This is a genomic window from Bacillus sp. NPDC077027, from assembly GCF_050269555.1.
GTDB lineage: Bacteria > Bacillota > Bacilli > Bacillales > Bacillaceae > Bacillus.
Genome location: NZ_JBNNIO010000001.1, coordinates 463,572 through 488,972, shown reverse-complemented (window position 1 = coordinate 488,972; position 25,401 = coordinate 463,572). Strand labels below are relative to the sequence as shown.

Here is a 25,401-nt window from a genome sequence, read left to right as displayed (position 1 = left end):
TAGTTGACCTCCCATTATGTAGTTATTGATTTACTTTGACCATTGATGGACGAATCACGCGGTCTTTAAGCTTATAGCCTTTTTGAAGCTCTTCTACAACGACATTCGAACCGAAGTTTTCATCCTCGACTTGCATGACTGCTTGATGAAGGTTCGGGTCGAACTCTATGCCGACAGCTTCGATTGGTTCTACACCTTCTTTTTTCAGTGCTTCAATCAGCTGGCGGTAAACCATTTCCATTCCTTCTAGCAAGCTCTTTGTTTGATCGTTGTCTGGATCAATTCCAAGCGCTCTTTCAAAGTTGTCAAGAGCTGGGAGAAGATCGCTAACAACATGTTGAGAACGATATTTTTGTGCTGTCTCTGCTTCAGTACGCACACGACGTTTATAGTTTTCAAAATCTGCTTGAACACGCAGAATTTTATTTTCTTTTTCATCTAAAAGTTGCTGCAACTCCTCGAGTCTTTGCGTTAAGTTAGCTTGTTCGTCAAGTTGTGCATCCTCTTGTTTGTCTTGAATTGCTTCTTCTTGTGCTTCAACCTCTGCTTCTTGCTCGGGCGTTTGTTTTTCTTCTGACATTGTGTTCACCTCCCTCAAAAGATTCAAGAATTTGAGGAGCTAAGCCCTCATTACTAGTCATCACCTTACTCATCATACAAATTGGAAAGTGCGTTTGACAAGTCTTTTGATACATGATGCAAGAGACTCACAACCCGATTGTAATCCATGCGGGTTGGTCCAATCACCGCAATAGAGCCAAGTTGCTTTTGATCAAGCGAGTAGGTTGCAGTAATTAAGCTACAATTCTCCATTGCTTCCATATGATTTTCTGAGCCGATTTTAATGGTGATGCCTTGTTCGTTTGGATGAAATAACTGCATGACATCGTTTTTTTGTTCAATCAGCATGAGCAACGATCGGATCCGATCAATGTCATGGAATTCAGGTTGATTCAGCATATTAATTTTGCCGCCAAAGAAAAGTCTGGACTCATCATGGGTCGTTGTAAATGTTTTTCCAAACGCATCTAAAATGTGATCATAGTTTTTCACATGGGTTCGAAGTAACATGACGACCTCTTTAAACATGCGATCCTTTAACTGATCCATCGGTACTCCAACAAGACGGCTGTTTAAAATATTCATCAGCTTCTCAATGTCAGAAACATCTAATTGCTCTGAAAAGGTAATGGTTTTGTTTTCAACGTGACCGCTGTCCGTAATCATAATGGCAACGGCTTTGTTTGGTTGTACTGGTACTAGCTGAATCTGTTTCAAGCGATTTTCGCTTAGTTTTGGCCCAAGTACAATCGATGTATATTTTGTGAGATCTGATAAAATTTCCGCAGATTTTTGAACTGTTTTTTCGAGTTCGAAAATTTTCTCTTGAAAAGCTGATTGAATGAGTACCAGTTCTCCCTTTGACAGCTTTCGAGGAGAGAGTAAATGATCTACATAATAACGATATCCTTTTTCGGACGGAATTCTTCCTGAAGAAGAATGGGTTTTTTCGATAAAACCGAGTTCCTCCAAATCAGCCATTTCGTTTCTGATCGTTGCCGAGCTGAACGTAATGTCATCTTTTTTTGAAAGAGTCCTTGATCCAACCGGCTGTGCCGAACGAATAAAGTCATTAATGATGACTTGCAGAATCAACAGCTGACGATTTGTTAGCATCATCATCACCCCTGTTAGCACTCTCCAATAACGAGTGCTAATTGTATAAACAAAATTACCAAACTACAATTGAATTGTCAATTATAACTCACCGAGAAATGCTTGAAATACTTCATTACCTAATAATTTACCTTTTCTTGTCAAACAAATACTGGTTTCATCTTCTTGAATGAGCCCTTTTTCATGTAAATCTCGAAGAACAGCAGAGAAGAGCTCTTCTGCTTTTTTGCCAAACTTCTCTTGAAAGTGCGGCTTATTGATGCCTTGAATTTTACGAAGACCAAGAAACATTTCTTCCTCTATCTTTTCTGCCATCGTGACTTTATGTGTTTCCTTGTATGGAAAGCCTGTTCTGTCAATGAGATCTAGATAATGTTTAACAGGGCCTGCGTTCGCATGACGAATCCCATCGACATAGCCGTGCGCACCTGCTCCAAAGCCAAAATAGTCTTCATTGCTCCAATAGGTTAAATTGTGCCTGCTCTCAAAGCCTGGTTTTGCGTAATTACTAATTTCATATTGATGTAATCCATGCTTCTCCATCTCGTCCATGACAAGCTCATACATCTCAGCTTCTCTTTCCTGAGGAGGAAGGTGAAGTTTGCCTTTTTGCATCAAGTTATAAAAGACCGTTTTCGGTTCAACAATCAATGAGTAAACTGAATAGTGTTCTGCACCTAACGAAAAGGCTGTTTCCATCGAGTCCATCAGGTGATGCTTTTCCTGGTGGGGTAATCCAAACATTAAATCAAGACTGATGTTATCAAAACCTACAGCCCTTGCTCTTTCAAATGAGGTCAATACATCTTTTTTTTGATGTACCCTTCCTATCTTTTTCAGTAAATCATCTTCAAAGGTTTGTACACCAAAGCTAAGGCGATTGACGCCCGCAGATTTTAAAACGTTTAGCTTATCTAGTGATAATTCATCCGGGTTTGCCTCAACAGCAAATTCGACTAAATTGTCTGTTGGTTTGAGTACACGGTGAATCTGATCCATTAATGTGTCTAATTGATTGACCGATAGTGAGGTTGGTGTACCTCCACCGATGAAAATTGTTTTCAGTTCGGTTTTACCTTTTTGCTCGATGGTATGCTTCATTTCTTTTTCAAGAGCTGTTAAATATTCATCGACGGGTTGTGTTTTGATAAAAAATTTATTGAAGTCACAGTAGTGACAAATATGCTCACAAAATGGAATATGAATGTATGCTGCTTTCATCTGATGACACCTTCTTTACAGGTAAAGAGCCGCAGTTTATCGCTGCGGCGCTCTTTTGTTTCGACTATAAACCTCAAAGCTTGTGATGTAAAGCAGGTCGCCTTGTGGTATTTATTTCTTTGGACTGGAGTCGTCCATTTTAAGGACTGCCATAAAGGCTTCCTGTGGAACTTCAACCGATCCCACTTGTTTCATGCGCTTTTTCCCTTCTTTTTGCTTTTCAAGAAGCTTTCTTTTTCGGGAAATGTCACCACCGTAACATTTTGCAAGCACATTTTTACGCATAGCTTTAATGGTCGAACGAGCAACAATTTTTTGTCCGATTGCCGCTTGGATTGGGACTTCAAAGTGCTGACGTGGAATGAGCTCTTTTAGTTTTTCGACGATGATTTTTCCTCGCTCATAAGCATAATCACGGTGTACGATAAAGGAAAGGGCATCGATTTTTTCACTATTCAGCATGATGTCCATTTTGACAAGGGTAGATGGACGGTAACCAATGAGTTCATAATCAAATGACGCGTACCCTTTTGTATTGGACTTCAATTGATCAAAAAATTCATAAACGATTTCAGCAAGTGGCATTTCATATACAATACTCACGCGATTCGCATCTAAATATTGCATATCGATGAAATTCCCTCGTTTTCCTTGGCAAAGCTCCATGACTGAACCGACATAATCGTTAGGAACCATCATGGTTGCTTTTACGTAAGGTTCTTCGATGCGTTCAATTTTTTGCGGATCAGGAAGGTTTGACGGATTATCAACGACCACATGCTCCCCATCTGTCATATACACATCGTAAATAACACTTGGTGCTGTTGTAATGAGATCAATTTTAAATTCACGTTCGATCCGTTCTTGAATGATTTCCATGTGAAGCATCCCTAAGAAGCCACAGCGAAAGCCAAAACCAAGAGCCTGAGATGTCTCTGCCTCATATTGAAGCGATGAATCGTTAAGCTCAAGTTTTTCTAACGCCTCACGCAAATCATTATACTTTGCTGTATCAATTGGATAGAGACCACAATATACCATTGGATTCAGCTTACGGTAGCCTGGAAGTGCTTCTTGTGCCGGATTCACTGCACTTGTGATCGTATCCCCGACACGTGTGTCTCCGACATTTTTAATGGCAGCTGTTAAGTACCCAACATCACCCACAGTAAGCTCGTCTGTTGGCATTGCCTTTGGTGTAAATACACCGACTTCGAGTACTTCAAATTCCTTGCCTGTTGCCATCATTTTAATTTTTTGTCCTGGTTTTACGGTTCCTTCAACAATACGTATGTACGCAATAACGCCACGATAAGCATCGTATAAAGAGTCGAAAATAAGTGCTTGAAGCGGGGCTTCAGGATCACCTGTTGGGGCTGGTACCTTTTCTACGATTTGTTCAAGGATTTCTTCAATGCCGATCCCTGCTTTTGCAGAAGCGAGTACGGCTTCTGAAGCATCTAATCCAATGACATCCTCAATTTCTTGGCGCACACGTTCCGGCTCTGCACTAGGAAGATCGATTTTATTGATGATTGGAAGGATCTCTAAGTTATTATCAAGAGCTAAATAAACGTTAGCTAACGTTTGCGCTTCAATTCCTTGCGCTGCATCTACAACAAGAATGGCACCTTCACATGCTGCTAGGCTTCGAGATACCTCATAGGTGAAGTCGACATGCCCTGGTGTATCAATCAGATGCATGATATATTCTTCTCCATCCTTTGCATGATATTTCAGCTGAACAGAGTTTAATTTAATGGTTATGCCGCGTTCACGCTCTAAGTCCATGGAATCGAGCAATTGTTCTTTCATTTCTCTTTGTGTAATCGCCGCTGTTTTTTCTAAAATACGATCCGCTAATGTGGATTTCCCATGGTCGATATGGGCGATAATAGAGAAATTCCGAATCCTCGATTGTCGTTCTAATCGCTTTTCTTTATCTGTCACAATCTATCACTCCTACTATAAAACGCAAGTTGCGCTAGCTTAGATTATATCAATAGGGATGTAAAGATTCAATTGAAATCACGAAAAGCCACTTATGAATAAGCGGCTTAGGTTCCATGATTTCCCTAGTGCTTTTTTATCACAGCTGTGACTGGATATCTGAATGGATGAAAGCATACTAGTCTACTCTCTCTTTTACCCAATCGTAAAGGGAACGGGCTGCATTTGTCATTCCATCCGATAAAGCTCTTCCTGCCTTTGAGAATGCATTGAAACTTTCCATTTCTTCTAATTGCTTTTGTTTTTCAGCTAAATCCTTCTCTGAGACCGCCGTTCCAAGAATCGAGGCTTCTCTTTCCTTGTCATCATTTATATGAACAGAGAAAGCCCCTTTCAAATTTGGGTCTTTATAGCCTTTCATATACAGCATCCCGTTATTTGCCTGTTGCATCCCTAAGAAGACACCAAACAATAAGACGATCCCTAAAAGTAAGCTTTTCCCTATAAAAGATCCCATTCGAATCACCAGCCTCATGATTGTTTTTTCTTACTGGAGCTTCCTCCATTTACTTTTTCAGCATCCCAGAATATTTCACTGAAAACATCTGCTGCTGCATTTGCAGCATTTTTCAGCTCATTCATATTATTGTCAACTCCACCGAATTCTAAGAGAAGCGCTTTGTCCGATAAGTCTTGGTTATACACACCATTATCGCCAATTTCTCCTTTTGCAAATACACCGACACTGAGACCTTTATACTTTTTTTCCATAAGATTGTGAAATTCAGTTGCTAGCTTTAAGTTTTTCTCGTAGTTTTGATTTTTCTTTCCAATCACAAAAGCGATTCTCGCATATTTTTTGCCTTTAATGTCGACAGTTGTGTCTTTCTTTCTTCTTGAATCACGATGAATATCAATAAAATAAGCAAGGTCGTCATTTTTTGCCATCGCTTCTTTGACTACAAGTCTTGACTCGTTATAGGAATGTGGGTATTTTAGTCCTTTATTGAGTAGTCGCTTTTCTATTTCTGTTTTATCAACTGTGTTCCCAACACCTTGCTGATCAAGAGCTTTTCCAAACATTTCTCCAACAAGGGTCACGTTCACCTTGGAGTGCCGGGCATTGTTTGGGTTTGATTCCCCCTTTAAAAATGGCAAGTATGATTCCGTATTGTGCGTGTGATAAATATAGACGACTTTCCGTTTACCTGTTGTCTGGTCTGGCTCTTTAGAAGGCTCCTTTTGCTCGTCCTCTTCTAGCTTATTTAATTCTGCTAGGTTTGCTTCTTTCTCATCTTCTATGACTTCACTAGGCGGCGGTGACTCCATTGGCATGTTGGTATAATCTGTCCCTTCACCAGCGACAATGATTTTCGTGTCAAAATGTTCAAAGCCGGGCAGCTCCCTACCAAGAAAACTTCGAGGGTCCTCCAAATTAATACTAGTAGCCAGTTTTAAAGACAGCCCTGAGAAACTCATCTTTTTCTGATCCTCTGGGACCGCTGAAGCAAAATACTGATTTTCCATCCCAATCACCTGAGCAAAAAAAGCACCGGGCAATTCCTCCGCTACACCATAAAGTGAGGCCTGGGGTCTTAGCTCTGGTTTTAGTGAAGTTAGAGCACCTGTCACAATAAAAACCATGACCAAAGTGGCAATGAATAAAAAAATACCTTTGACCACCTTTGTTCCATTAATGGCGACGACTAATTGACGATGACGACGAGGTCTTTTTTTCATATGTTTACTCCCTCCAGCGCGCTTTCTAGTAATTACACTATGAGCGAACTAGAGAAAGTAGAACATGATTAATGATTATATGATCCCTTATTATCCTGAGAAACCTTTTGATGCAAAGCTGTATTTAGTCCATTCGCAAGTACATTTGCCATATCGTCAATAAACGTATCAACTTCCTTTGGGGTAACCATTAAGTTTTGGCCGAGTGGCGATAATACTTCATGAATGAGTTGTCTTTTTTCTTCCTCTGATAGTGTTCCGACAATTCCTAAAAATGACTGTCTCGTTTGTTCATCTGGCAAATCCTCTTCGTTCAGTACTTTTTTCTTTCCGAACGTCATACCTGCTGGTACTAGTGAGCGAGAGGGACGATCGTCTTTTAATTCTCTACCGAAATGTTTTAACACATAATCGATCGTATCACTTGTAATTGTCACAGCATCTACAACCGTTGGAACACCAATTGCAATGACTGGAATTCCAAGGGTTTCTTGGCTTAATTCTTTTCTTTTATTCCCAACACCAGACCCAGGATGAATGCCTGTATTTGAAATTTGAATGGTTGTATTCACTCGTTCAATGGCACGAGCGGCTAACGCATCAATGGCGATCACAAAATCAGGCTTGGAGCGTTCAATGACCCCTTGAATAATGTCACTTGTTTCGATACCTGTCAGCCCCATAACACCTGGCGCAAGTGAGGACACAGGGCGATAGCCTTCTTGAACGTTCTCGGGCTGTAGCTCGAATAAATGTCTTGTCACAAGGAGGCTTTCTACCGTTAAAGGTCCAAGAGCATCTGGGGTAACATTCCAGTTCCCAAGCCCTACCACTAGACAGCTAGCATCCTGTCTGATCCCTAATTGCTTTAAAAAAGCGGCAAATGTTCGGGCGAATACTTCAACGATTTTTTCCTGCATGTCTGAATCCTTTTCTCTGATCCCCTGTGCTTCAAGTGTGATATATGTGCCGGTTTTTTTGCCTGTTACAGCTTCGCCTTCTTCAGTGATTTCAACTGTACGAATGCGAATGCCTTGCTCCTCTTTTTCTTTTTCAATAATTCCTTTAATACCGTCGTCTTTCACAACGTTTGGGTCATTCTCTTGTTTTAGAATTTCTTTCGTTTCAACTGCAAGATCTGTACGAATCTGATACGCACTTAAATCTAGTTCGCGTTTCTTCATGAAAAAACTCCTTCCACAATCGTGATTAGGAGTAGTCTTTCCATCTCGAAACAGAAACATTCGAATCGCTTCATCAATGAAAAATACTTTACATTTATATTGCATTCTAAGGGTGTGTTTGATAGAATACAACTTGTTCTATTGTGAAGATTTAACCTTAAGACAATTATGTTTAGGTTGTATCTTAGGAGGTGAAACATATGCCAAATATTAAATCAGCGATCAAACGTACAAAAACAAACAACGAACGCCGCGCGCATAACGCAACGATCAAATCTGCTATGCGTACTGCGATTAAACATGTTGAAGCTTCTGTAGCAAGCAACGATGCTGAGCAAGCGAAAGTTGCTCTTAATGCTGCTGCAAAACGCATTGACAAAGCCGTTAAAACTGGTCTTGTACACAAAAACGCAGCTGCTCGTTACAAGTCAAGACTTGCTCAAAAAGTGAACGGACTGTCTGCATAATGATTGCATAGCCTCTTGATAAGTGAGGCTCCAGTTTAACTGTACGTCCGTCCGGTAAGGCTTTGCCTTTGGACAGACTGGCAATTATACATGTAAACAAAACGACCCTCTGTAAAGAAGGTCGTTTTTTTACGTTATGCACGAAGTAATCGCATCAAAAATAGTTCAAGTAAGAGTTGTTTGTCCTTCTTACCTGTTTTCATTTCATAATCAATGGTAGATAGCTGTTTAACGATGCTTTTCAGCTCTTCTTCTGAAAACAGTCTCGCCTGATCCATCGCAAGCTTCACGCGAAATGGGTGCACCTTAATATTAGAGGCGATTTGCTTTTGTCCGTATCCTTGCTGAGCAAAATATTTCGTTTGCATAATCAAACGAAATTGGCTTGAGATCAGTGCCAATATTTTAATAGGCTCCTCATTTTGCTTAAGTAGATCGTAAAACATTTGCATTGCTTCTGTTCGATTTCGATTGACGATCCGATTGATTAACTCAAATATATTTTGTTCTAAACTTCTAGCAACAAGCTGATTCACATCAGTTAATTCGATCTCATTCCGTTCCCCAATGTATGTACTTAACTTTCGAACTTCTTGAAAGATAGAAGACAGACTACCACCACATAGCATTACTAGCTGTTCAGCAGCTTCAGATGAAATTGACTTCCCTTCTGTTTTTGCTAGAGTGATCGTAAAATCGTTCGTTTCTTTAGAGCTTAGCTCCTTCGCTTCAACAACTGTCGATTTCTGTTTTAACAGTTTGGTTATTTTTTTCCGTTCATCGAGCTTCTCATAGGGTGCTAGTAACACAAGGACTGTATATGGTGCAGGTTGTTCTAAATAAGTTTCTAGAGATGACAGCTGATGTTCAACTTTCTCCTTCTTTTTTTCAGCAGTTAAAAAATAGGGATTTTTTATCACAACAAGACGTCGCTCTCCCATAAACGGGAACGTCTCTGCATCAGCTATAGCCTGATCAACTGAAGCCTCCTCCATGTCAAAGACCGAATAATTAAAATCCTTCGCTTCCTCTTCTACTACAGTCTGTCTAATTTTAGCAACTGTTTCTTGGAGTAAGTATGTTTCTTTTCCATATAAGCAATAAACGGGATGGATGTCCCCTTTTTTCATATTATTCCATATATCAAACACCATTTTTGATGTATCCCTCTCTTTCACTTCCTCCTCTATCCTAAAGTGTGATGAGAAATTAGTAAAGAGGAAGCTGAAAGTGCCGCCTCCTCATTTATAGTAAACGCCTCATGCAGACTCCCGGGTTAGTCTGCAACAAGACGATATTCACAAAATGAAAAAGAAAATGGAAAACGGTTACTTTAACTTCTAGCAATTACAAAAAAGTTCAAGTATACTGAAAAGAGAGCCAGGAGGGATGAAAATGAATGAATTTGAAAAGAATGTACAAAGCAAACGGAACGATGCCACCGACTCAGCCGTTGGTTTTATCGTCACTTTCGGATTTTTCGCCTCAATGTTTATTTTGGCAACCATCATACACCTAGTAGGATCTTAAACTTCATGAAATCTCGTTTGTCCCAAGGCTGCCGTTTGGCGGTCTTTTTATTGATTTTGTATGATATCATATGGAACATACTGACGAAACGTTCCAGTCTGCTCTCTAAATTCATAAGAAACACTGCCATTCACATCTGTTCGAAAAATATCTATCTTTTCTTCTCTGATTCTTTTGAGCACTTCTTCATGCGGATGCAGATACCGATTCCCTTCCCCAACAGAAATGAAAGCAACAGAGGGCTTTAAACGTCGTAGCCATTCTTCACTTGTCGAACCTTTACTTCCATGATGCCCAATCTTTAATATATCTGCATTCAAATGTGGATAAGAATGAAGGATTTCCTGTTCGCCTTCCTTCTCAAGATCACCAGTTAGCACAAAACGCTTTCCGCCAAGCGTAAAGAAAAGCACAAGCGAATCATTATTTTTGTTCGACTGCTTGGCTACACTCGGATGCAAGACATGCATGTTGAATCCACCGATCGCTAACATGTCACCTCTTTCTAATTCACTAATTGGGATGCCATTTCGGTTCGCCTCCTTAAGTACATCACGATCATTTACATCATGAACAAACCCTTTCGGTACAACGAGATGCTTCACTTTATTTCGTTTCAATAATAGGAGCGCTTCTCCCATATGGTCTTGATCTGCATGTGTGAGAATGAGCAGATCAAGCTTTGTTACCCCTCTCGATGTGAGAAAAGGAATCAAGACATTGTCACCGATTGAAGAGATGTTTCTTCTTTTTTGCCACGGCTCTACTTCAAAAGATAGCTTACCACCTGTATCAACCATGATATTCCCATTACGATAAGGCAGTTGAATAAACAGACTGTCTCCTTGTCCTACATCAAGCATTGTGACCTCACCACTTTCACTCATAAAAGGCGTCAAGTAATGGATGAATAATGCAAATATCACAAGGAGACAGGGCACTATTTGTCGTTTTACTGAGCGACTTTGTTCCAGAGATACAAACAAAAGGAGAATTGTCACCGTTTCCAAAACAACGTGCCACCATTCCGGTTTGATGAGTATGATGTCAAACACATCAATTGCTGCTGTTGCTAAGGAAAATGTATGACTCCATTGAACAACAACATCAAGCCATTGAAAAAATGTTTGACCAATCGGTAGATAGACGAGTGATATGAGAAAAAAGAGAAGGGACGCTGGCATTACAAGGATTGTGTAAAAAGGAACAAATACGACATTTAACGGAATACTAAGTAAGGAGAACTGCTGAAAGTGATAAAGAAGTATGGGTAACGAAGCAAGCTGAGCAATAAATGATACGAGAAAAAGCTGTTGCCATGTGCTTTTTGCTCTCGATATAATCTTCGCTGACAAAACAATGAAGAAAGTGACTGCATATGAGAGCTGAAAACCGATATCGAATAAAAATAGAGGGTTGATCGCTAAAAGAAAAAGGAATGTTAAACTTAAAATGATTGCAGGTGGATATTTCATTCTCCGCGGGAGACTGCTAATAATCAGATATAGACCTGCCATGAGACAAGCTCGCAATACTGATGGTGCAGCACCAGTCAATACAACATAGACGGGAAGAAAAAGAAGCAAAAGAAGTTTTGCAGTACCTCTTGTCACACCTAATCGTAGCATACACCAAAATAAACAAGCTGTTAACGTTTGAACATGAAGACCAGAAATCGCTAGCAAATGAATAATTCCTAATGTTTGATAAGCCTTGAGTGTGTCTGCATCAATGAACTCGCGCTCTCCAAATACTAATGCTTGTACGATTCCTACAGAATCTTTCGGTACATGTTTTTCGAGAAAGCGAAGCCCCTTTTGCCTTAATCTTGTTAAGAAGTGTGAGTGCTCTCCATCTGAGCAGTTTTTTATATTCTGAAGCATGTATAACGAGTCAATGTCTTTTGTTTTTAAATATTCTCTATACTGAAATCCATTGGGGATCGTTGATGCCTTTGGCACTCTTCTTTCACCCGTCACTTCACAACGCATACCTGGCTGCACATTCAAAAGACCTGTTTTCTCATGCTTTGTTTGAATGGTATAAAAAGACATCATGCGTCCATAGGTCTCTGACGAAATGATTGCAGAAAACCGATTTCCATCTATTTTAGGTATATCTTCTATAACAATTGAAGCGGAAAAGGAATCACTTTTTACAACACGATTGATCGCTTTCTCTTGGTGCATCATATAAAGAAACATATAGAAAACGCCACAAATGCTGACAATGAGGAAAAGCTGGGGTGTTTGTTTGTATACACTTAGGAGCAAAAAAGGCAGCAGAAAAAGAAGATAAAATATAGGATGGCCATAAGAAGTCAAGGCAATTCCAACTGCTGCTGAAATTGCCCCAAACGGCAATAATTTAAACATACGACGTAAATAAACGGTTGGCTTTCTCATGCATTTGTCGAATGTCTGCTTCACCTAAACCAGCTTCACTTAGCTTCCCAATTAAATCAGCAACAAAGGCGAGCTTTTCTTGGTTTTTAAGGTCAATAATCATTTCATCCAACTCGACCTGTTCTGTATGCACGTCAGCTTGTTTAAACAAATCAACCGCATAAGGGTGATTTTTATAATCCTTCGCATAATAAACAGTTCTAATTCCAGCCTGAATAATCGCTTTACAGCACTGGAGACAAGGAAAGTGCGTCACATATATTTCGGCATCGGCTGTTGGCGCTCCAAATTTCGCACATTGTAAAATGGCATTCATTTCAGCATGTATTGTGCGCACACAATGATGATCAATCACGTAGCAGCCAACATCTGCACAATGAACATCACCTGCAATTGATCCATTGTATCCTCCTGCAATAATTCGCTTATCTCGAACGATTGTTGCACCAACCGCGAGACGCTCACATGTACTACGTAAAGCAAGTAAATGGCTTTGCGCCATAAAATATTGATTCCAAGAAATTCTTTCCACGAAATGATCCCTCCAGATTGATTTATCCACACTAAGTGTACATGCCGTTCTTCTATCACGTCAATTTCACTTGACGGTTAGGTGATTTTTTAAACGTTCGACTGTTTTTTCTCCGAATCCTGGAATATTCCGTAAGTCTTCAATTTTTTGAAAAGCACCATGCTCTTCCCTATAGGCTAAAATCGCTTCTGCTTTTGCAGGCCCTATCCCATTTACCTTCTGAAGTGCACTTGCATCTGCTGTGTTTACATTGATGAACTCATCCACATGATGTTCTGATGATGTTAATCCAGCAGTTGGTTGCCCTGTTGCTTCTTCACCTTTTTTCGGAACATAAATCATCATACTATCTTCGAGACGCGCTGCTTGGTTGATTTCTTTATCGTTTGCATTTTCAGTATATCCTCCTGCTTCCTTGATGGCTTGCTGGATGCGGTCCTCCGATTGCAAAGCATAAACACCTGGTCTTTTAACTGCTCCCTTTACTTCTACAACGATTGTCATTTGTTCATCATCTGTTTGTTCTACCTTATTCTCTTGTGACTCCACAAGCTCAATTCTCTCTTCTCCACTCTGTTCGTTTTTATTTGTGCCTTGCTTACTCCAGATAAACAGACTAATTGAAATAAATAAGATAACACCTGACACTATATAAGGGATGTGCTTTTTGAGCTGAACAAGTCTTTCCACTTTCCTACACTTCTTTCAATCATATTTTTCTAATAAGTGACATACTGTTTAGAAGATAACAGACCATACGTTTTTAAGGAGGGGAGAACGTTTGAATATTGGTTTAATCGGTACAGGTAATATGGGCACTATACTCATTGAGGCGTTTATTGAATCAAAGGCAGTCAATCCCTCATCCTTCACAATCACAAACCGCACAATTGAAAAAGCGTTCAACATAAAAGAGGCGTATCCTGATCTTGAAGTGACAGAGCAAGTCGAAGGTGCGATACTGGATAAAGATTTTATTTTCATTTGTGTAAAACCTCTCGATATTTATCCACTACTTCAAAAGCTAAGGCCGATGCTTAAATCAAATCAGACCATTGTCACCATTACAAGTCCAGTTCAGCCTAAACAACTAGAGGACCTTGTTCCTTGTCAAATAGCTAGGCTCATTCCAAGTATTACGAATCGGGCGCTTTCGGGCGCTTCACTGTTAACGTTTGGCTCTACATGTCATGAAGAGACAAAAAAAACTTTAAGACAGCTGGCTTCTCGTATTTCAACCCCTATTGGCATACACGATTCTGTTACGCGAGCGGCTTCTGATATTGTCAGCTGCGGACCTGCATTTATTAGCTTTCTTGTACAAAAACTAATAGAAGCAGCCGTTGAAGAAACAGACATTACAACCGAAGAAGCAACTGTTCTCTCTGAGGAAATGCTTGTTGGACTTGGTAGATTAATTGAGAAAAAGGTGTATTCATTGCCTACACTTCAAGATAAGGTATGTGTAAAAGGTGGTGTAACTGGCGAGGGCATTAAAGCACTCGAAGCAGGAGTTAAGGATATGTTCCATCATCTTTTCCAAAATACACATAGCAAATATGAAGAGGATTTACAGGCTGTTGATCACCAATTCCAATCAAGTGTGTTTACTGATGATCGCAGAAATTAACGTAGAATGCAAAACGCCAAAAAATGATTTTAAAAAACCATCGTTGTCTTAAACGATGGTTTTTGGTTTCTTCGCTGAGATAAAGAATCGTTCTGTGTGTTCGCGAGGGGGATCATCAGAAAAGTCAGCCGTAACTTTTAAGAGATCAAACCCTACCGAAGTCAATAATTTCGTCAATAACTCAAGTGGATAGGTGCGCTGTTCATGTGTTTCATCATAGCGTTCATACACCTCTCCACTCCTAACAAAAATACTTAAATCATGGATAACGGAGTAAGGTTCATCACCTTGATAGCTCTGCCAAATGTAGCTGATATCTTCATCTTGATCCGCATATGTTGCGCCTGGGAAGACCTTTTCCATTTTATAAGGAGAATGAACATCAAACAAAAGGATGCCATCTTCTTCTAACAGCTGAAACATGTTTTTAAACGTCTTTTCGACTTCATTTTCATTTTTTAAGTAATTGAGAGAATCACAACATATAACTGCCGCTTGAAATGTTTGTTCAAAACCTGTAAGTTCTCTCATATCCTGTTGAAGAAATTGCAAATGCTGATGATGTGCCTGTGCTTTTTGCTGTGCAAATGACAGCATCTCCTCACTGACATCAACACCTGTGACGTTATGACCTTTTTTGGCTAATCGAAGTGAAATTTCTCCAGTCCCGCAACCTACATCCAAAATGTCAGCATGCGGCTGGATATGCTGGTCAATCCATTGTACCCATTCATCATAAGGTGCATGTGCCATTAACTCATCGTAGACACTTGCAAAGCCTTGATAAATCATGAATTAATCCCGAAAGTCGGTGTTTCTCTTGGCGCATCTCCCCATAGCTTTTCAAGGTTGTAGTAACCTCTTTCTTCTTTGTGGAAAACGTGCGCAATGACATCACCAAGGTCGATCAAAACCCACCGTGCCTCATCAAAGCCTTCCATCTTTTTCACTTCTACACCATTTTCTTCGGCGAGATCTTTTACTTCTCTTGCAATTGCCTGCACTTGTTTATCAGAATTCCCATGACAAATAAGGAAGTAGTCTGCAACAAGCGAGACCCCTTGCATATTAAGGGCAATGATGTCCTCTGCCCGTTTATCATCGCATGCTCCTGCTGCGATCTTTAAAATTGAAGATGAATCCATTCAATCATTCCTCCTAGTTCTTGTTTTGCACAAGCGCATTATATGTTGCTAGTGTATCTGGATAGACAGACTGATTCTTTTTCATTAAAAAGCCAATCGTATTCTTTAAAGATTGGATAAGTGCTCCATCCAAATCGCTTTCAGCAAGTTCTCTTACTTCTTCGACACCAGGAAAATGTCTCCCCGGTTCAATGTAATCAGCTACATAAATCACTTTTTCAAGTAATGTCATATTCGGTCTGCCTGATGTATGAAATTCAATGGCAGATAATACATCTGTATCTTGAATTCCTACTTCTTTTTCAACTAAATACGCACCGACAGGCGCATGCCAAAGTTCTGGTGAATAATCGAGCAAAGCCGGATTCATTCCCTCGCTTTGAATGACGCCTTTCATTTCTTCCTTTGGTCGGAATTTGGCATAGTCATGAAAAATCGCTGCTATTTCTGCTTTTTTTACATCTGCACCAAAACGTTCTGCTAATAGAATCGCTGTGTCCATCACACCAATGGTATGTGTATATCTATGCTCCGTTAACTGCTTTTTGACACAGTCTAATGCCTCGTCACGTTTCATATAAATGATGCTCCTTCATATAGCTCTTGACAGCTTCAGGAATGAAATAATCAACAGGTTCTCCTGCCCGCATCCGCTGTCTAACCAATGTCGATGATACATCAAAGGCAGGCACATCTGCAAATAAAAGGGGATAGGTTGTCTTCCCTTGAAATCCAGGTCTTTTCATTCCGATAAACGTGATCATATTCAGCAGATCGTCAATTCGATGCCACTTTGGCAAATATTCTACCATGTCCGCTCCTATGATAAAGAAGAATTCATCATCAGGATAGCGTTTTTTCAGTAGTTCAACGGTATCAACGGTATATGAAGGACCCTCTCGCTCCATTTCGACCAGATTCAACTTAAAATAAGGATTTGACTGAATCGCTGCCTTTACCATGTTCACCCGATGAGCACTGCTTGTTTGCTTACGATTCGACTTATGCGGCGGTTGTTGATTTGGTACAAACCAAATTTCATCAAGACCTATTTGAAATCGCACCTCGCTTGCCATAAGCAAATGCCCATTATGCAAAGGATCAAACGTGCCTCCAAATAATCCAATTTTCCTCATATGCTATCCACCTTTACGGCAGCTTAATTTGCTTATTTTCCTTCGATTCTTTGTACAGAACAATCATATTTCCGATCGTTTGAACGAGCTCTGCTTTTGTTCCTTTGACAAGTGAAGTTGCTACCTCACTTTTGTCCTTTTCACAGTTTTGCAATACGCTCACTTTTAACAGTTCCCTTGCTTCAAGCGCTTCGGAAATTTGTTTGACCATATTGTCATTTACCCCACCTTTTCCAACTTGAAAAATAGGTGATAAATGATGTGCCTGCGCACGTAAAAACCGTTTTTGCTTACCTGTTAACATGGTGTTCCTCCTAGTTTCTCTATGACAATTGATTTCATTTTTTCTACATCTGGTGATGTGCCTGTCCAAAGCTCGAATGCTCTGACTGCTTGTCCAACAAACATCCCGACACCATCAACCGTTTTTAATCCTAACTGCTTCGCTTCAATTAAAAGTTTTGTTTGTAATGGGTTATAAACAATATCACAAATGACCGCTGTTTTCTTAGCATGTTTTAAAGAGATCGGCATGAACTCGATATGCGGATGCATACCAATTGATGTTGTATGGATCACAACGTCATATTGTCCAAGCTGTTTTTCTGCTTTACTTAAGTCTAAAACAGCCGATGTCATCTTTCCATCTGCACTTGCAATTAGTTCCTCTGCTTTTTCTAGTGTGCGATTGACGATGTCAAAACGCAATGGTTCGTACTCAACCAATGTTGTATAAATTGACCTCGCTGCTCCGCCAGCACCAATCATTAGAAATGAGAGGTCTGATAAAGGTTTGTCTAATGACTCTAGCAAAGAATGCAAAAAGCCCTCTCCATCTGTATTATAGCCAACAAGTTGTTTTCCTTCGAGTCGAACAGTGTTTACAGCACCTAGACGCTCTGCCGCCACATCAATTCGGTCGAGATACTGCATAATATTTACCTTATGAGGGACAGTGATGTTAAAACCGCTAACCCCTAATGCCTTTAGCCCTTTTACCGCTTCCTCTAATTGATCATTCTCCACATGGAATGCATGATAATGAGCATCTATTCCCGCATCTCTCAGTGCAACATTATGAATATCAGGAGACATTGAGTGTCCAACAGGGTTCCCAATTAATCCGTACAAAGATTTCAAAGTCTCTCCCCCTCCAAACTTTTAAATTAACGATCGTCTAATGAAGACATGCACACCTTTAGGCGCGTGTGCTTTGATTTGTTTATTTGTTTCTTGAACAGTCACCCAGCCTAAACCAGAAAACACGATGTCCATTTTTGGTTCATTGATTGTGAATGTATGGGAAATAAGAGGCGGAAAATCTTCGAGCTCTTCTTTTGATGGCGGTGCGAGCAACTCTCCTGCATGTTTCTCATACAACTCATCGGCATTTTCTAGCTTTGTCCGGTGAATGTTTAAATCGTTAGGCATATAGCATACAAATGATGTTCTTCCGCCTTCTACATAATCAAAACGGGCAAGTCCACCGAAATAGAGCGTCTGCTCTTCGTTTAATTGGAATGTTCTTGGCTTCAATTCCTTTTTAGGGGCTAAAATTTTCAAGTCTTTTTTGCTGACATAGTGTGCCATTTGATGATGATTGATAATCCCCGGTGTATCAAAAAGGGCTGAGCCATCATCAAGCGGGATTTCAATGGCATCAAGTGTTGTCCCTGGATATTGAGAAGTGGTAATCACATTGTCTTCACCAGAAACTTCTTTAATAATCCGATTGATAAACGTAGATTTCCCAACGTTTGTACAACCTACAACATACACATCTTTGCCATTTCGATAAGATTCAATGGCTTCCATTACTTCCGGAACCCCTTGTCCGCGACTTGCGCTGATCAAGAAAACATCCACTGGTTTTAGTCCGTTTTCCTTCGCTTCTCGCTTCATCCAATGAACAAGGCGGTCTCTTTTGACCGATTTTGGTAGAATGTCTGCCTTATTACCAACCAATATAATTGGATTTCCCCCAACGAAACGGCTGAGTCCGTTGATCCAGCTTCCATTAAAATCAAAAATATCAACGACCTTAACGATTAATGAATCCGTCTCGCCAATGCCATGTAAAATATTTAAAAAGTCGTCTTCTGTCAAAGAAACGTCTTGAATTTCATTATAGTTCTTCAACCTAAAACAGCGCTGACAGATCACATCTTCCTTCATTAGAGATGCTGCCGGCGCATATCCTAATTTATCTTTATCTTCCGTCTGAATGGCTACTCCGCAGCCAATACAAACAACTTTTTCCATTATTATTCTTCCTCCCACTGAATGTGGCCCTTGCGCTTTAAGGCACTTAATATTCTACGTTCAACCTGCCTGTTAAATTTAGTGAAAAACCCGTCGGATGCCGCAACAGGTACGACAAGAATGGTGTGGAAGCCATGTCTATTCCCGCCAAGGACATCTGTCATCAATTGATCACCAATAACAACAACATCTTCCTTTTTTAATTGCATATTTTCAACCGCTTTGTTAAATGCTCTTCCCATCGGTTTTTTCGCTTTGTAAATAAAAGGGATTTTAACCGGTTCAGAGAACAGCTTGACCCTTTTCTCGTTATTATTAGAAACAATCGTTACTTGTATCCCATGATCCTTCATTTCTTGGAACCATTCGATCAGCCTTGGTGTTGCGCTCGGGCGATCCCATTCTACAAGTGTATTGTCTAAATCTGTTATGATGCCCTTTACATTTCGTTCTTTTAGCTTTTGTGGTGAAATATTAAAAATGCTTTTCACAAATTCATCAGGTAAGAAATACTTCTTTAGCACAATTTGCACCCTTCCTTTACTCATTTTCAAGTCTCATGTCGAATCAAATCATAATTTGTCTGTCTATCGAATGCAATGAAAAAGTTTTCGACATATCGTGAGGCTCTTCAACAGGTGTGGATAATTTTACACACATTATCCACCCATATTTCATCAAGCTTCCATTCATTTATAAACACTCTACCCACAAGTTATCCACTTGTCCATGTGGATAACAGAACGATTGTTCTTGTTTCCCATTCATGGTAGATTAAAGGTACTTCAAAGACATTCGATCAACTTATGATGATATGTCTTTTCCTTAAGTATTATGCCAACTTTTTCAGGGGAGGTGCTTTTCCCATCAAATGGGTTTCTAGTATGAAAAAGCTGTCAGATGATTTACTTATAGAATCGTATTATAAAGCAAATGAAATGAATTTAAATCGCGATTTCATTGAATTGATTGAGACAGAAATGAAAAGACGTTCGCTCGGGCATATGCTCTCTGTTTCCTCTTAATTCTTTAAGCACAGTATTTTTTGCCTCCCGGGCTCTTTCCTTTTTTTAAACTTAGGTGACTGATATTATATCACTTGCACTATGGGCTTACTACTATTTTCCGAAAAAACACCTCTTCTACAAAAGAAGAGGTGTCTTATTCACAAGACTGTTCATTCCAAAACCATAGCCCTCCACCTACAACAAGAATGACGACTAGGAACACAACGAGAAATGCGTAGCCAATCCCCGAGCCTGCAGATGGATAGGGCGGGTACGCAGGGTAAGGGCATCCCCACATATCAGTTACCTCCTTATTAGAAGATATACTTTTAACCTATGCGCAGTTTATTTTCCTGTTTAGGCATTTGACGTACATTCAAAAATTTTTGATGACCTTACGCACTTTGATTTCATTGTAAATAACCCTAGCGCCTTTTGGCGTCATATGATTACCAGAAGGATCTATTAATCCTGATTGAATCAATGCATGATCACTATCTTCTCCAGCTTCTTTAATAAATGCCTTCCAGTTATCGACAAGGGGTACGTTCATCTCTTGAGCAACGTTTCTTGTGATATCGTTATATGAGTTTTGCCAGTGCCTTGCGCCGCCTCTTTCCGCAAAATAAGAGGACTTGTATCTCGAATAATAGTAAAGACCTTTTTTGTCGCCTTCAACAACTGGGACACATGTCATTAAAATGGGGGATATCCCTTTTTTCTGGCTTTCTGATACGAAATACGAGAGGTTTTCTTTAAAACGATCTTTGGTGACTCGCGGATTTTTTCCATCTAATATAGCTGCATCATTTGTGCCAAACATGATCAGTACATAGGTCGGTTTTTTTTCTAAAATATCTGTTTCAAACCGTAATTTCGCATCTTCAGTTGTTTGTCCTCCAATACCTGCATTCTCTACATGTATTTGACCTCGCTCGACATTTTTGATGAGATTGACCCATTTTTCAGAAGTTGGGTAATCACGAAAATCCCAATTTGAGCCTCTAGTGTTACTGTCCCCAAATGCAATGATGCTTTCATTTACTGCTCTGCCGCATCCAGAGACCAATAATAACAAGGCCAAGAGCAAGATATGTTTCTTCAAAATGGTTCACCTCCAAAAGCCCTCTTCATATAGTAAACGACAAGACTTTTGGTTTCAATGAATGACTGGCTTTTGACATCATCCCTATTTCAGTTGAACAGGATCAAAGTGATTGCTTTGATAGACCAGCTCTGTTATTTTGACGAACTCATATCCCTCTTCTTTTAGTTTTGGGATGACCATTTTCAAAGCTTCAACGGTCTGCTTTCGATTCCCACCACCATCATGTAATAAAATAATGTCTCCTCCTTGGATGTTATTGATAATGCGACTGGCAATTTTATGAGCACCCGGCCTTGACCAATCTTTCGGATCTTGTGTAAAAGACCACATAATAACATCGTAGCCTTGCTTTTTTAAGATGCGAAATGCTTTCATCGTCAGTCTTCCACCTGGTGGTCTAAATAATAGAGATCCTGCTGGCTGTAATGCAGCGATGTGTGTGGACGATTCTTTCAATTCTTGTTTGATTTGTTTGTTCGTCAAGAGATCAAAATACGTATGATTCATCGTATGATTGCCTAGTTCATGCCCTTCGTCAACTAGCCTTTGGGCAATGGTTGGATAAGCCTGTATTCGACTGCCTACAGCAAAAAAGGTTGCATCCACTCCATGTTCTTTTAATACATCTAAAATGAGATTCGTGTAGACTGGATGCGGCCCGTCATCGAAGGTTAATGCGATTTTCTTTCTTTCTTTTCTCATATCCCAAAAGGCACGTCCGGATTTTTCTAGGTCTATTCGTTTTAAAGTCAGAGCGCATGCCTCTTTTGGTAACGCGAGATATGAACAAAACAATAGAATACACAAGAGCATATGTACACCTTTCATCATGCCCGCCTCCAGAGAACAAAATCGTTACGTCTTAAAATACCCCTCCGCTTTTCATTTCATGCAAGAAAGGGGAATTGCTCACCCCTTCACCGATCCAATGAGCACCCCTTTTGCAAAATGTTTTTGTAAGAACGGGTATACAAGTAACATCGGAATGGTTGCGACAACAATGACTGCAAGCTTTATGCCCTGCTCTGGTGGGATGATGTTCTCTGGTATATCGCCATTTGTTGTTGTAAAGTCAGATAAAATTGTCACTTGCCTGAGTACCATTTGAAGCGGCCATTTTGCACTATCATTGATGTATAGAAGCGCATGGAAAAAGTCATTCCAAATGCCGACTGCGTAAAAAAGAGCAAACGTCGCAATGACTGGTTTGGATAGTGGTAACACAATTCTCCAGAAGATTCCGAATTCTGAACACCCATCCATTTTTGCCGATTCCTCTAGCTCTTTAGGCATTTGCTGAAAGAAATTCTTGACGATGATCAAGTTGAATGGATTAATCGCCACAGGTAAAATTAATGCCCAATACGAATCGAGCAAGCCAAGCGACTTGACGATCAAATAGGTTGGTATCATCCCTCCTGAAAATAACATCGAAAAAATCACCATATTCAGTAAAAAATGACGTCCTTTCACATGCCTTTTAGATAGAGGATATGCCATTGTAAATGTGAAAAACAATTGTACAGCTGTGCCTACTACTGTAATGAGCACAGATACCCCCATGCTTCTAATAAACGTTGGCGTCGAAAAAATATACGTATAAGCGTCTAGGGAAAATGTATGAGGAATGAAGAAAAAGCTACGCTCAGCAAGCTCTGTCTCACTTGCAAAAGAACCTGCAATGATATATAAGAAAGGTAAAATGGTCATTGCGCCTATAAGCCCTAAAAAAATGATATTACATACATCGAATATGCGTCCTGCCATTGTTTGATGCTTCATATTGAGATCAGCCACATCAAATTCTCCTTTCCTTAAAATAAACCGTCCTGATCACACTTTTTTGCCACATAATTGGCACCAAAAATTAACATAATACCAACTACTGCTTTAAATAAGCCAACAGCTGTACTGTAGCTGTAGGCCCCCTGGGTAATACCTACCACATAAACATACGTATCAAAAATTTCAGCGACACTTCGATTGAGCGAGTTGGTCATCAGAAAAATTTGCTCAAAGCCAATGTTCAGAAAGCTACCGATGCGTAAAATAAGCAACACAACAATTGTACTTCTGATCGCAGGCAAGGTAATATGCCACATGCGGCGAAATCTTCCCGCTCCATCTATAATAGCCGCTTCATATTGCTCTTGATCTACTGCGGCTAGTGCGGCTAAGAATAAAATCGTTCCCCATCCTGTCTCCTTCCAAATACTTTGAAGAACAATAAGCGGTCTAAACCAGTCAGGGTCTGTTAAAAAAGCAAAATTCGATGCCTGTGAGTCGTTCGACAAGCTGAGTCACTGCGCCTGTATCTACTGTAAAAAATACAAACGTGATACTCGCTACAATCGTCCAAGATACAAAATGAGGGATATAAATAAAGGTTTGAATGCAGCGTTTGTAAATGGCTTTTCTTAGTTCATTTAAGAGCAGAGCCAAAATAAGTGGTGCCGGGAATCCAAACAATAAATCAAGGATCGCTAAAATGAGTGTGTTATTTAATAAGCGAAAAAAGTCCGGATTCATAAAAAAGTCTTTAAAATAATCAAAGCCTACCCATTCACTTTGCCAAAATCCGAGAAACGGCGAATAGTCTTGAAATGCAATCAGCACTCCCCACATGGGTGCATATTTAAAAATAAGGAAATACGTAAGACCTGGTAAGAGCATGACATATAACCATTTATCACGTTTTAATGCAAGCCGCCACGATGTTGTTCTTTTCACCTTAAGTAGCTTTTGCACAGTTTTTGGCTCGGATTCCATCTAAATCCTCCTTTTATGAAGAAATGAGCCCCATCCATCAATGGGGCTACTTTTTATTTCGCTTTTTCGTACAAACGATTTAAATCATTCATTAATTCCGTGCCACCACTTCTAAACCAAAGATCCACTGCTGCTTGAAATCCTTTTTCATCAATTTCTCCAATAATAAATTGGGTTCTCGCATCTAAGATGATGTTGTCAAGCTGGGTTCCTTTTTTCGTGTATACGTCTGATATGAGTGATTGTGTGGGATCATATACAGCCATTTTTTCACCAGTTTGTCGAATTTCTTCTCGATGTTTCACCAATCTTGTTTGTTCTGTTTCAAGTTCATATAAATCGCCCGGTATCCCCATGCTTACTTGTGCAAGCCCTTCACGTTCATAGACAAGTGCTTTTTTATTTGCTTCTAGCGATTGATATTTCCCTTCCTCTGTCACCCGATAGTTACGTCCTTCCACGCCAAGGTTGATCAAGATTTGTGCCTCTTTATCATTTAAGCGATCTAAAAACGCAAGAACCTCCTTCAGTTCTTTTTCCGTTTTAACGCTAGATTTAGGGATGGTGACTAGACCCGAATAGCCAGCGGTAGGATAGGTTCTTTTTCCGTTTGGTCCTTCTACTGTCGCAATTACGTCAATGATGTCCTTTTTCTGCCGATTTGCTTCTTTCATCATGTTTTGAATTTGGAGCGCTCTGGAGCCTGTATCTACAATGACACCGGCTTTATCTTTTAGCACTGGATCATTCCACTTGGCTGAATCCATGACAGCAAAATCAGGATTGATGAGTTTTTCATCATATAGTTTTTTGAAAAAGCGCAGTGCGTCCATATATTCCTTCGTTGTAAAATCTGGAATGAGCTGCCCGTTTTTAAGGCCATATTTATTCGGTGCACCAAACCACACTTGCATGATATCCCACGGACTGCCAACGCCAAGTCCCATCCACTTGGGAATGACCATTCCATACGTATCATCTTTGCCATTTTGATCAGGGTCTTTCTCTTTAAACGCTTTTAATACTTGATAGAATTCATCAATCGTTTTTGGCATCTCCATCCCTACATGTTCAAGCCAGTCCGTCCGAATGATAATACACGCCCGAATTAAATCCCGAGAGCGATAAATACCATAAACCTCTCCATTGATGGAGCTATTTTGTAAGATTTGTTCATTCGCTTGGCTGAGATTTTTATAGTCTTTTAAATAAGGAGACAGCTCCCAAAAAGCGCCTGATTTCACCGACTTCACAAATCCGGGTGATTTATCTGAAACAACAATGACATGTGGTAAATCACCTGATGCCATGACGATATTGAATTTATCTTGATAAGAGGCATTTGGTACCCATGTAAAATGAATTTTTTTGTCCATATAGGCTTCAAGTGCTTGAAAAGCAGGACTGCTACCTGGACTTTCTGGTGACAGTAGTGGTGCCATAATGTTGATTTGATCTAGTTTTTTTGAGGTTGAGGTTTCTTTTCCTCCTGAACAGCCTGCTAAAAAAGTTAATGTGATGGAAACAGTGAGAAGCTTCTGTACGAGTGTGTGTGACGTCATCCGTTTCGTTTTCACTCATTTTCCCCCTTTTTTCTTTTGCTTTTTAAATATAAAGCGCTTACACATTTTTGTTCAA

Annotated in this window: 28 protein-coding genes and 1 pseudogene; 4 read left to right on the top strand and 25 right to left on the bottom strand. The window is 39.9% G+C overall.

Annotated elements, in window-relative coordinates:
* Positions 1 to 22: 22 nt before the first annotated feature.
* The 7 genes from grpE to gpr all read right to left on the bottom strand — a co-directional run bounded on the left by grpE (position 23) and on the right by gpr (position 7,772).
* Positions 23 to 580, bottom strand: coding sequence for a nucleotide exchange factor GrpE (gene grpE, locus ACQKEZ_RS02660; protein WP_427298543.1), 558 nt, complete (start codon positions 578 to 580; stop codon positions 23 to 25).
* A gap of 65 nt (positions 581 to 645) precedes the next feature.
* Positions 646 to 1,677 (bottom strand): heat-inducible transcriptional repressor HrcA, encoded by a 1,032-nt coding sequence (gene hrcA / locus ACQKEZ_RS02655; RefSeq protein WP_427299301.1) that lies wholly within the window; start codon positions 1,675 to 1,677, stop codon positions 646 to 648.
* A gap of 81 nt (positions 1,678 to 1,758) precedes the next feature.
* On the bottom strand, positions 1,759 to 2,898 hold the full coding sequence (gene hemW, locus ACQKEZ_RS02650) for a radical SAM family heme chaperone HemW (RefSeq protein WP_427298541.1): 1,140 nt from the start codon (positions 2,896 to 2,898) through the stop codon (positions 1,759 to 1,761).
* Positions 2,899 to 3,009: 111 nt separating this feature from the next.
* Entirely contained in the window at positions 3,010 to 4,848 is a 1,839-nt protein-coding gene (gene lepA / locus ACQKEZ_RS02645; protein ID WP_427298539.1) for a translation elongation factor 4, read from the bottom strand.
* Positions 4,849 to 5,026: 178 nt separating this feature from the next.
* Positions 5,027 to 5,365: a YqxA family protein gene (locus tag ACQKEZ_RS02640; protein ID WP_427298537.1), complete on the bottom strand. Its 339-nt coding sequence runs from the start codon at positions 5,363 to 5,365 to the stop codon at positions 5,027 to 5,029.
* Positions 5,366 to 5,379: 14 nt separating this feature from the next.
* On the bottom strand, positions 5,380 to 6,588 hold the full coding sequence (gene spoIIP / locus ACQKEZ_RS02635; RefSeq protein WP_427298535.1) for a stage II sporulation protein P: 1,209 nt from the start codon (positions 6,586 to 6,588) through the stop codon (positions 5,380 to 5,382).
* A gap of 68 nt (positions 6,589 to 6,656) precedes the next feature.
* Positions 6,657 to 7,772: a GPR endopeptidase gene (gpr, locus tag ACQKEZ_RS02630; protein WP_427298533.1), complete on the bottom strand. Its 1,116-nt coding sequence runs from the start codon at positions 7,770 to 7,772 to the stop codon at positions 6,657 to 6,659.
* A 200-nt stretch (positions 7,773 to 7,972) separates the two neighbouring features.
* Here gpr and rpsT point away from each other — a divergent pair, with 200 nt between their 5' ends.
* Positions 7,973 to 8,239 (top strand): 30S ribosomal protein S20, encoded by a 267-nt coding sequence (gene rpsT / locus ACQKEZ_RS02625; protein ID WP_427298531.1) that lies wholly within the window; start codon positions 7,973 to 7,975, stop codon positions 8,237 to 8,239.
* A 134-nt stretch (positions 8,240 to 8,373) separates the two neighbouring features.
* Here the strand turns inward: rpsT and holA are convergent, their stop codons facing one another.
* A complete protein-coding gene (gene holA, locus ACQKEZ_RS02620; protein WP_427299300.1) occupies positions 8,374 to 9,393 on the bottom strand; it encodes a DNA polymerase III subunit delta in 1,020 nt (339 codons plus the stop codon).
* Positions 9,394 to 9,634: 241 nt separating this feature from the next.
* Here holA and ACQKEZ_RS02615 point away from each other — a divergent pair, with 241 nt between their 5' ends.
* A complete protein-coding gene (locus ACQKEZ_RS02615; RefSeq protein ID WP_427299299.1) occupies positions 9,635 to 9,769 on the top strand; it encodes a YqzM family protein in 135 nt (44 codons plus the stop codon).
* Between the two features lie 47 nt (positions 9,770 to 9,816).
* On the opposite strand, the gene ACQKEZ_RS02610 is transcribed toward ACQKEZ_RS02615, so the two are convergent.
* The 3 genes from ACQKEZ_RS02610 to ACQKEZ_RS02600 all read right to left on the bottom strand — a co-directional run bounded on the left by ACQKEZ_RS02610 (position 9,817) and on the right by ACQKEZ_RS02600 (position 13,396).
* Positions 9,817 to 12,198: a DNA internalization-related competence protein ComEC/Rec2 gene (locus ACQKEZ_RS02610; RefSeq protein ID WP_427298529.1), complete on the bottom strand. Its 2,382-nt coding sequence runs from the start codon at positions 12,196 to 12,198 to the stop codon at positions 9,817 to 9,819.
* Positions 12,137 to 12,706 (bottom strand): ComE operon protein 2, encoded by a 570-nt coding sequence (locus tag ACQKEZ_RS02605; protein ID WP_427298527.1) that lies wholly within the window; start codon positions 12,704 to 12,706, stop codon positions 12,137 to 12,139. The genes ACQKEZ_RS02610 and ACQKEZ_RS02605 overlap by 62 nt, the downstream gene beginning before the upstream one ends.
* Before the next feature lie 66 nt (positions 12,707 to 12,772).
* Entirely contained in the window at positions 12,773 to 13,396 is a 624-nt protein-coding gene (locus ACQKEZ_RS02600; protein ID WP_427298525.1) for a helix-hairpin-helix domain-containing protein, read from the bottom strand.
* A 91-nt stretch (positions 13,397 to 13,487) separates the two neighbouring features.
* Between ACQKEZ_RS02600 and comER the strand changes: the two genes are divergently transcribed.
* On the top strand, positions 13,488 to 14,336 hold the full coding sequence (comER, locus tag ACQKEZ_RS02595) for a late competence protein ComER (protein ID WP_427298523.1): 849 nt from the start codon (positions 13,488 to 13,490) through the stop codon (positions 14,334 to 14,336).
* Between the two features lie 48 nt (positions 14,337 to 14,384).
* On the opposite strand, the gene ACQKEZ_RS02590 is transcribed toward comER, so the two are convergent.
* The 8 genes from ACQKEZ_RS02590 to ACQKEZ_RS02555 are packed head-to-tail and all read right to left on the bottom strand — an operon-like array spanning position 14,385 to position 19,403.
* Positions 14,385 to 15,128, bottom strand: coding sequence for a class I SAM-dependent DNA methyltransferase (locus ACQKEZ_RS02590; RefSeq protein WP_427298521.1), 744 nt, complete (start codon positions 15,126 to 15,128; stop codon positions 14,385 to 14,387).
* Positions 15,125 to 15,481, bottom strand: coding sequence for a ribosome silencing factor (gene rsfS, locus ACQKEZ_RS02585; RefSeq protein ID WP_427298519.1), 357 nt, complete (start codon positions 15,479 to 15,481; stop codon positions 15,125 to 15,127). Before rsfS ends, ACQKEZ_RS02590 begins: the two co-directional genes overlap by 4 nt.
* Before the next feature lie 13 nt (positions 15,482 to 15,494).
* The gene (yqeK, locus tag ACQKEZ_RS02580; RefSeq protein ID WP_427298517.1) at positions 15,495 to 16,058 is read right to left on the bottom strand and encodes a bis(5'-nucleosyl)-tetraphosphatase (symmetrical) YqeK; all 564 of its coding nucleotides are present in this window, start codon (positions 16,056 to 16,058) and stop codon (positions 15,495 to 15,497) included.
* The gene (locus tag ACQKEZ_RS02575) at positions 16,048 to 16,617 is read right to left on the bottom strand and encodes a nicotinate-nucleotide adenylyltransferase (protein ID WP_427298515.1); all 570 of its coding nucleotides are present in this window, start codon (positions 16,615 to 16,617) and stop codon (positions 16,048 to 16,050) included. Before ACQKEZ_RS02575 ends, yqeK begins: the two co-directional genes overlap by 11 nt.
* 13 nt (positions 16,618 to 16,630) lie before the next feature.
* Entirely contained in the window at positions 16,631 to 16,921 is a 291-nt protein-coding gene (yhbY, locus tag ACQKEZ_RS02570) for a ribosome assembly RNA-binding protein YhbY (protein WP_427298513.1), read from the bottom strand.
* Positions 16,915 to 17,757 (bottom strand): shikimate dehydrogenase, encoded by an 843-nt coding sequence (aroE, locus tag ACQKEZ_RS02565; RefSeq protein ID WP_427298511.1) that lies wholly within the window; start codon positions 17,755 to 17,757, stop codon positions 16,915 to 16,917. The genes yhbY and aroE overlap by 7 nt, the downstream gene beginning before the upstream one ends.
* 21 nt (positions 17,758 to 17,778) lie before the next feature.
* Positions 17,779 to 18,879, bottom strand: coding sequence for a ribosome biogenesis GTPase YqeH (yqeH, locus tag ACQKEZ_RS02560; RefSeq protein ID WP_427298509.1), 1,101 nt, complete (start codon positions 18,877 to 18,879; stop codon positions 17,779 to 17,781).
* A gap of 2 nt (positions 18,880 to 18,881) precedes the next feature.
* A complete protein-coding gene (locus ACQKEZ_RS02555) occupies positions 18,882 to 19,403 on the bottom strand; it encodes a YqeG family HAD IIIA-type phosphatase (protein ID WP_427299298.1) in 522 nt (173 codons plus the stop codon).
* Between the two features lie 360 nt (positions 19,404 to 19,763).
* Between ACQKEZ_RS02555 and ACQKEZ_RS02550 the strand changes: the two genes are divergently transcribed.
* The gene (locus ACQKEZ_RS02550; RefSeq protein WP_003217327.1) at positions 19,764 to 19,904 is read left to right on the top strand and encodes a sporulation histidine kinase inhibitor Sda; all 141 of its coding nucleotides are present in this window, start codon (positions 19,764 to 19,766) and stop codon (positions 19,902 to 19,904) included.
* A gap of 136 nt (positions 19,905 to 20,040) precedes the next feature.
* Here ACQKEZ_RS02550 and ACQKEZ_RS02545 read toward each other — a convergent pair whose 3' ends face one another.
* The 6 genes and pseudogenes from ACQKEZ_RS02545 to ACQKEZ_RS02520 form a co-directional block, all read right to left on the bottom strand.
* Positions 20,041 to 20,184: a hypothetical protein gene (locus ACQKEZ_RS02545; protein ID WP_427298507.1), complete on the bottom strand. Its 144-nt coding sequence runs from the start codon at positions 20,182 to 20,184 to the stop codon at positions 20,041 to 20,043.
* 78 nt (positions 20,185 to 20,262) lie between these two features.
* The gene (locus ACQKEZ_RS02540) at positions 20,263 to 20,991 is read right to left on the bottom strand and encodes an SGNH/GDSL hydrolase family protein (protein WP_427298505.1); all 729 of its coding nucleotides are present in this window, start codon (positions 20,989 to 20,991) and stop codon (positions 20,263 to 20,265) included.
* 84 nt (positions 20,992 to 21,075) lie between these two features.
* Positions 21,076 to 21,822 (bottom strand): polysaccharide deacetylase family protein, encoded by a 747-nt coding sequence (locus ACQKEZ_RS02535; protein ID WP_427299297.1) that lies wholly within the window; start codon positions 21,820 to 21,822, stop codon positions 21,076 to 21,078.
* Positions 21,823 to 21,903: 81 nt separating this feature from the next.
* Positions 21,904 to 22,776, bottom strand: a complete 873-nt coding sequence (locus tag ACQKEZ_RS02530) for a carbohydrate ABC transporter permease (RefSeq protein ID WP_427299296.1) — start codon at positions 22,774 to 22,776, stop codon at positions 21,904 to 21,906.
* Positions 22,777 to 22,808: 32 nt separating this feature from the next.
* Positions 22,809 to 23,763, bottom strand: a pseudogene (locus ACQKEZ_RS02525) (ABC transporter permease).
* Positions 23,764 to 23,816: 53 nt separating this feature from the next.
* A complete protein-coding gene (locus ACQKEZ_RS02520) occupies positions 23,817 to 25,325 on the bottom strand; it encodes an extracellular solute-binding protein (RefSeq protein ID WP_427299295.1) in 1,509 nt (502 codons plus the stop codon).
* Positions 25,326 to 25,401 lie beyond the last annotated feature (76 nt).

What these genes read in the sequence shown, in the direction of transcription:
- hemW (WP_427298541.1), bottom strand. Translation starts at nt 2,898, where the DNA reads ATGAAAGCAGCATACATTCATATTCCATTTTGTGAGCATATTTGTCAC.
- rsfS (WP_427298519.1), bottom strand. Translation starts at nt 15,481, where the DNA reads ATGGATTCATCTTCAATTTTAAAGATCGCAGCAGGAGCATGCGATGAT.
- yhbY (WP_427298513.1), bottom strand. Translation starts at nt 16,921, where the DNA reads ATGTTAACAGGTAAGCAAAAACGGTTTTTACGTGCGCAGGCACATCAT.
- yqeK (WP_427298517.1), bottom strand. Translation starts at nt 16,058, where the DNA reads ATGAAACGTGACGAGGCATTAGACTGTGTCAAAAAGCAGTTAACGGAG.
- ACQKEZ_RS02530 (WP_427299296.1), bottom strand. Translation starts at nt 22,776, where the DNA reads ATGAAGCATCAAACAATGGCAGGACGCATATTCGATGTATGTAATATC.
- yqeH (WP_427298509.1), bottom strand. Translation starts at nt 18,879, where the DNA reads ATGGAAAAAGTTGTTTGTATTGGCTGCGGAGTAGCCATTCAGACGGAA.
- ACQKEZ_RS02545 (WP_427298507.1), bottom strand. Translation starts at nt 20,184, where the DNA reads ATGTGGGGATGCCCTTACCCTGCGTACCCGCCCTATCCATCTGCAGGC.
- grpE (WP_427298543.1), bottom strand. Translation starts at nt 580, where the DNA reads ATGTCAGAAGAAAAACAAACGCCCGAGCAAGAAGCAGAGGTTGAAGCA.
- rpsT (WP_427298531.1), top strand. Translation starts at nt 7,973, where the DNA reads ATGCCAAATATTAAATCAGCGATCAAACGTACAAAAACAAACAACGAA.
- holA (WP_427299300.1), bottom strand. Translation starts at nt 9,393, where the DNA reads ATGGTGTTTGATATATGGAATAATATGAAAAAAGGGGACATCCATCCC.
- spoIIP (WP_427298535.1), bottom strand. Translation starts at nt 6,588, where the DNA reads ATGAAAAAAAGACCTCGTCGTCATCGTCAATTAGTCGTCGCCATTAAT.
- ACQKEZ_RS02535 (WP_427299297.1), bottom strand. Translation starts at nt 21,822, where the DNA reads ATGAAAGGTGTACATATGCTCTTGTGTATTCTATTGTTTTGTTCATAT.
- ACQKEZ_RS02550 (WP_003217327.1), top strand. Translation starts at nt 19,764, where the DNA reads ATGAAAAAGCTGTCAGATGATTTACTTATAGAATCGTATTATAAAGCA.
- hrcA (WP_427299301.1), bottom strand. Translation starts at nt 1,677, where the DNA reads ATGCTAACAAATCGTCAGCTGTTGATTCTGCAAGTCATCATTAATGAC.
- ACQKEZ_RS02640 (WP_427298537.1), bottom strand. Translation starts at nt 5,365, where the DNA reads ATGGGATCTTTTATAGGGAAAAGCTTACTTTTAGGGATCGTCTTATTG.
- gpr (WP_427298533.1), bottom strand. Translation starts at nt 7,772, where the DNA reads ATGAAGAAACGCGAACTAGATTTAAGTGCGTATCAGATTCGTACAGAT.
- ACQKEZ_RS02520 (WP_427299295.1), bottom strand. Translation starts at nt 25,325, where the DNA reads ATGACGTCACACACACTCGTACAGAAGCTTCTCACTGTTTCCATCACA.
- ACQKEZ_RS02575 (WP_427298515.1), bottom strand. Translation starts at nt 16,617, where the DNA reads ATGAGGAAAATTGGATTATTTGGAGGCACGTTTGATCCTTTGCATAAT.
- ACQKEZ_RS02590 (WP_427298521.1), bottom strand. Translation starts at nt 15,128, where the DNA reads ATGATTTATCAAGGCTTTGCAAGTGTCTACGATGAGTTAATGGCACAT.
- ACQKEZ_RS02615 (WP_427299299.1), top strand. Translation starts at nt 9,635, where the DNA reads ATGAATGAATTTGAAAAGAATGTACAAAGCAAACGGAACGATGCCACC.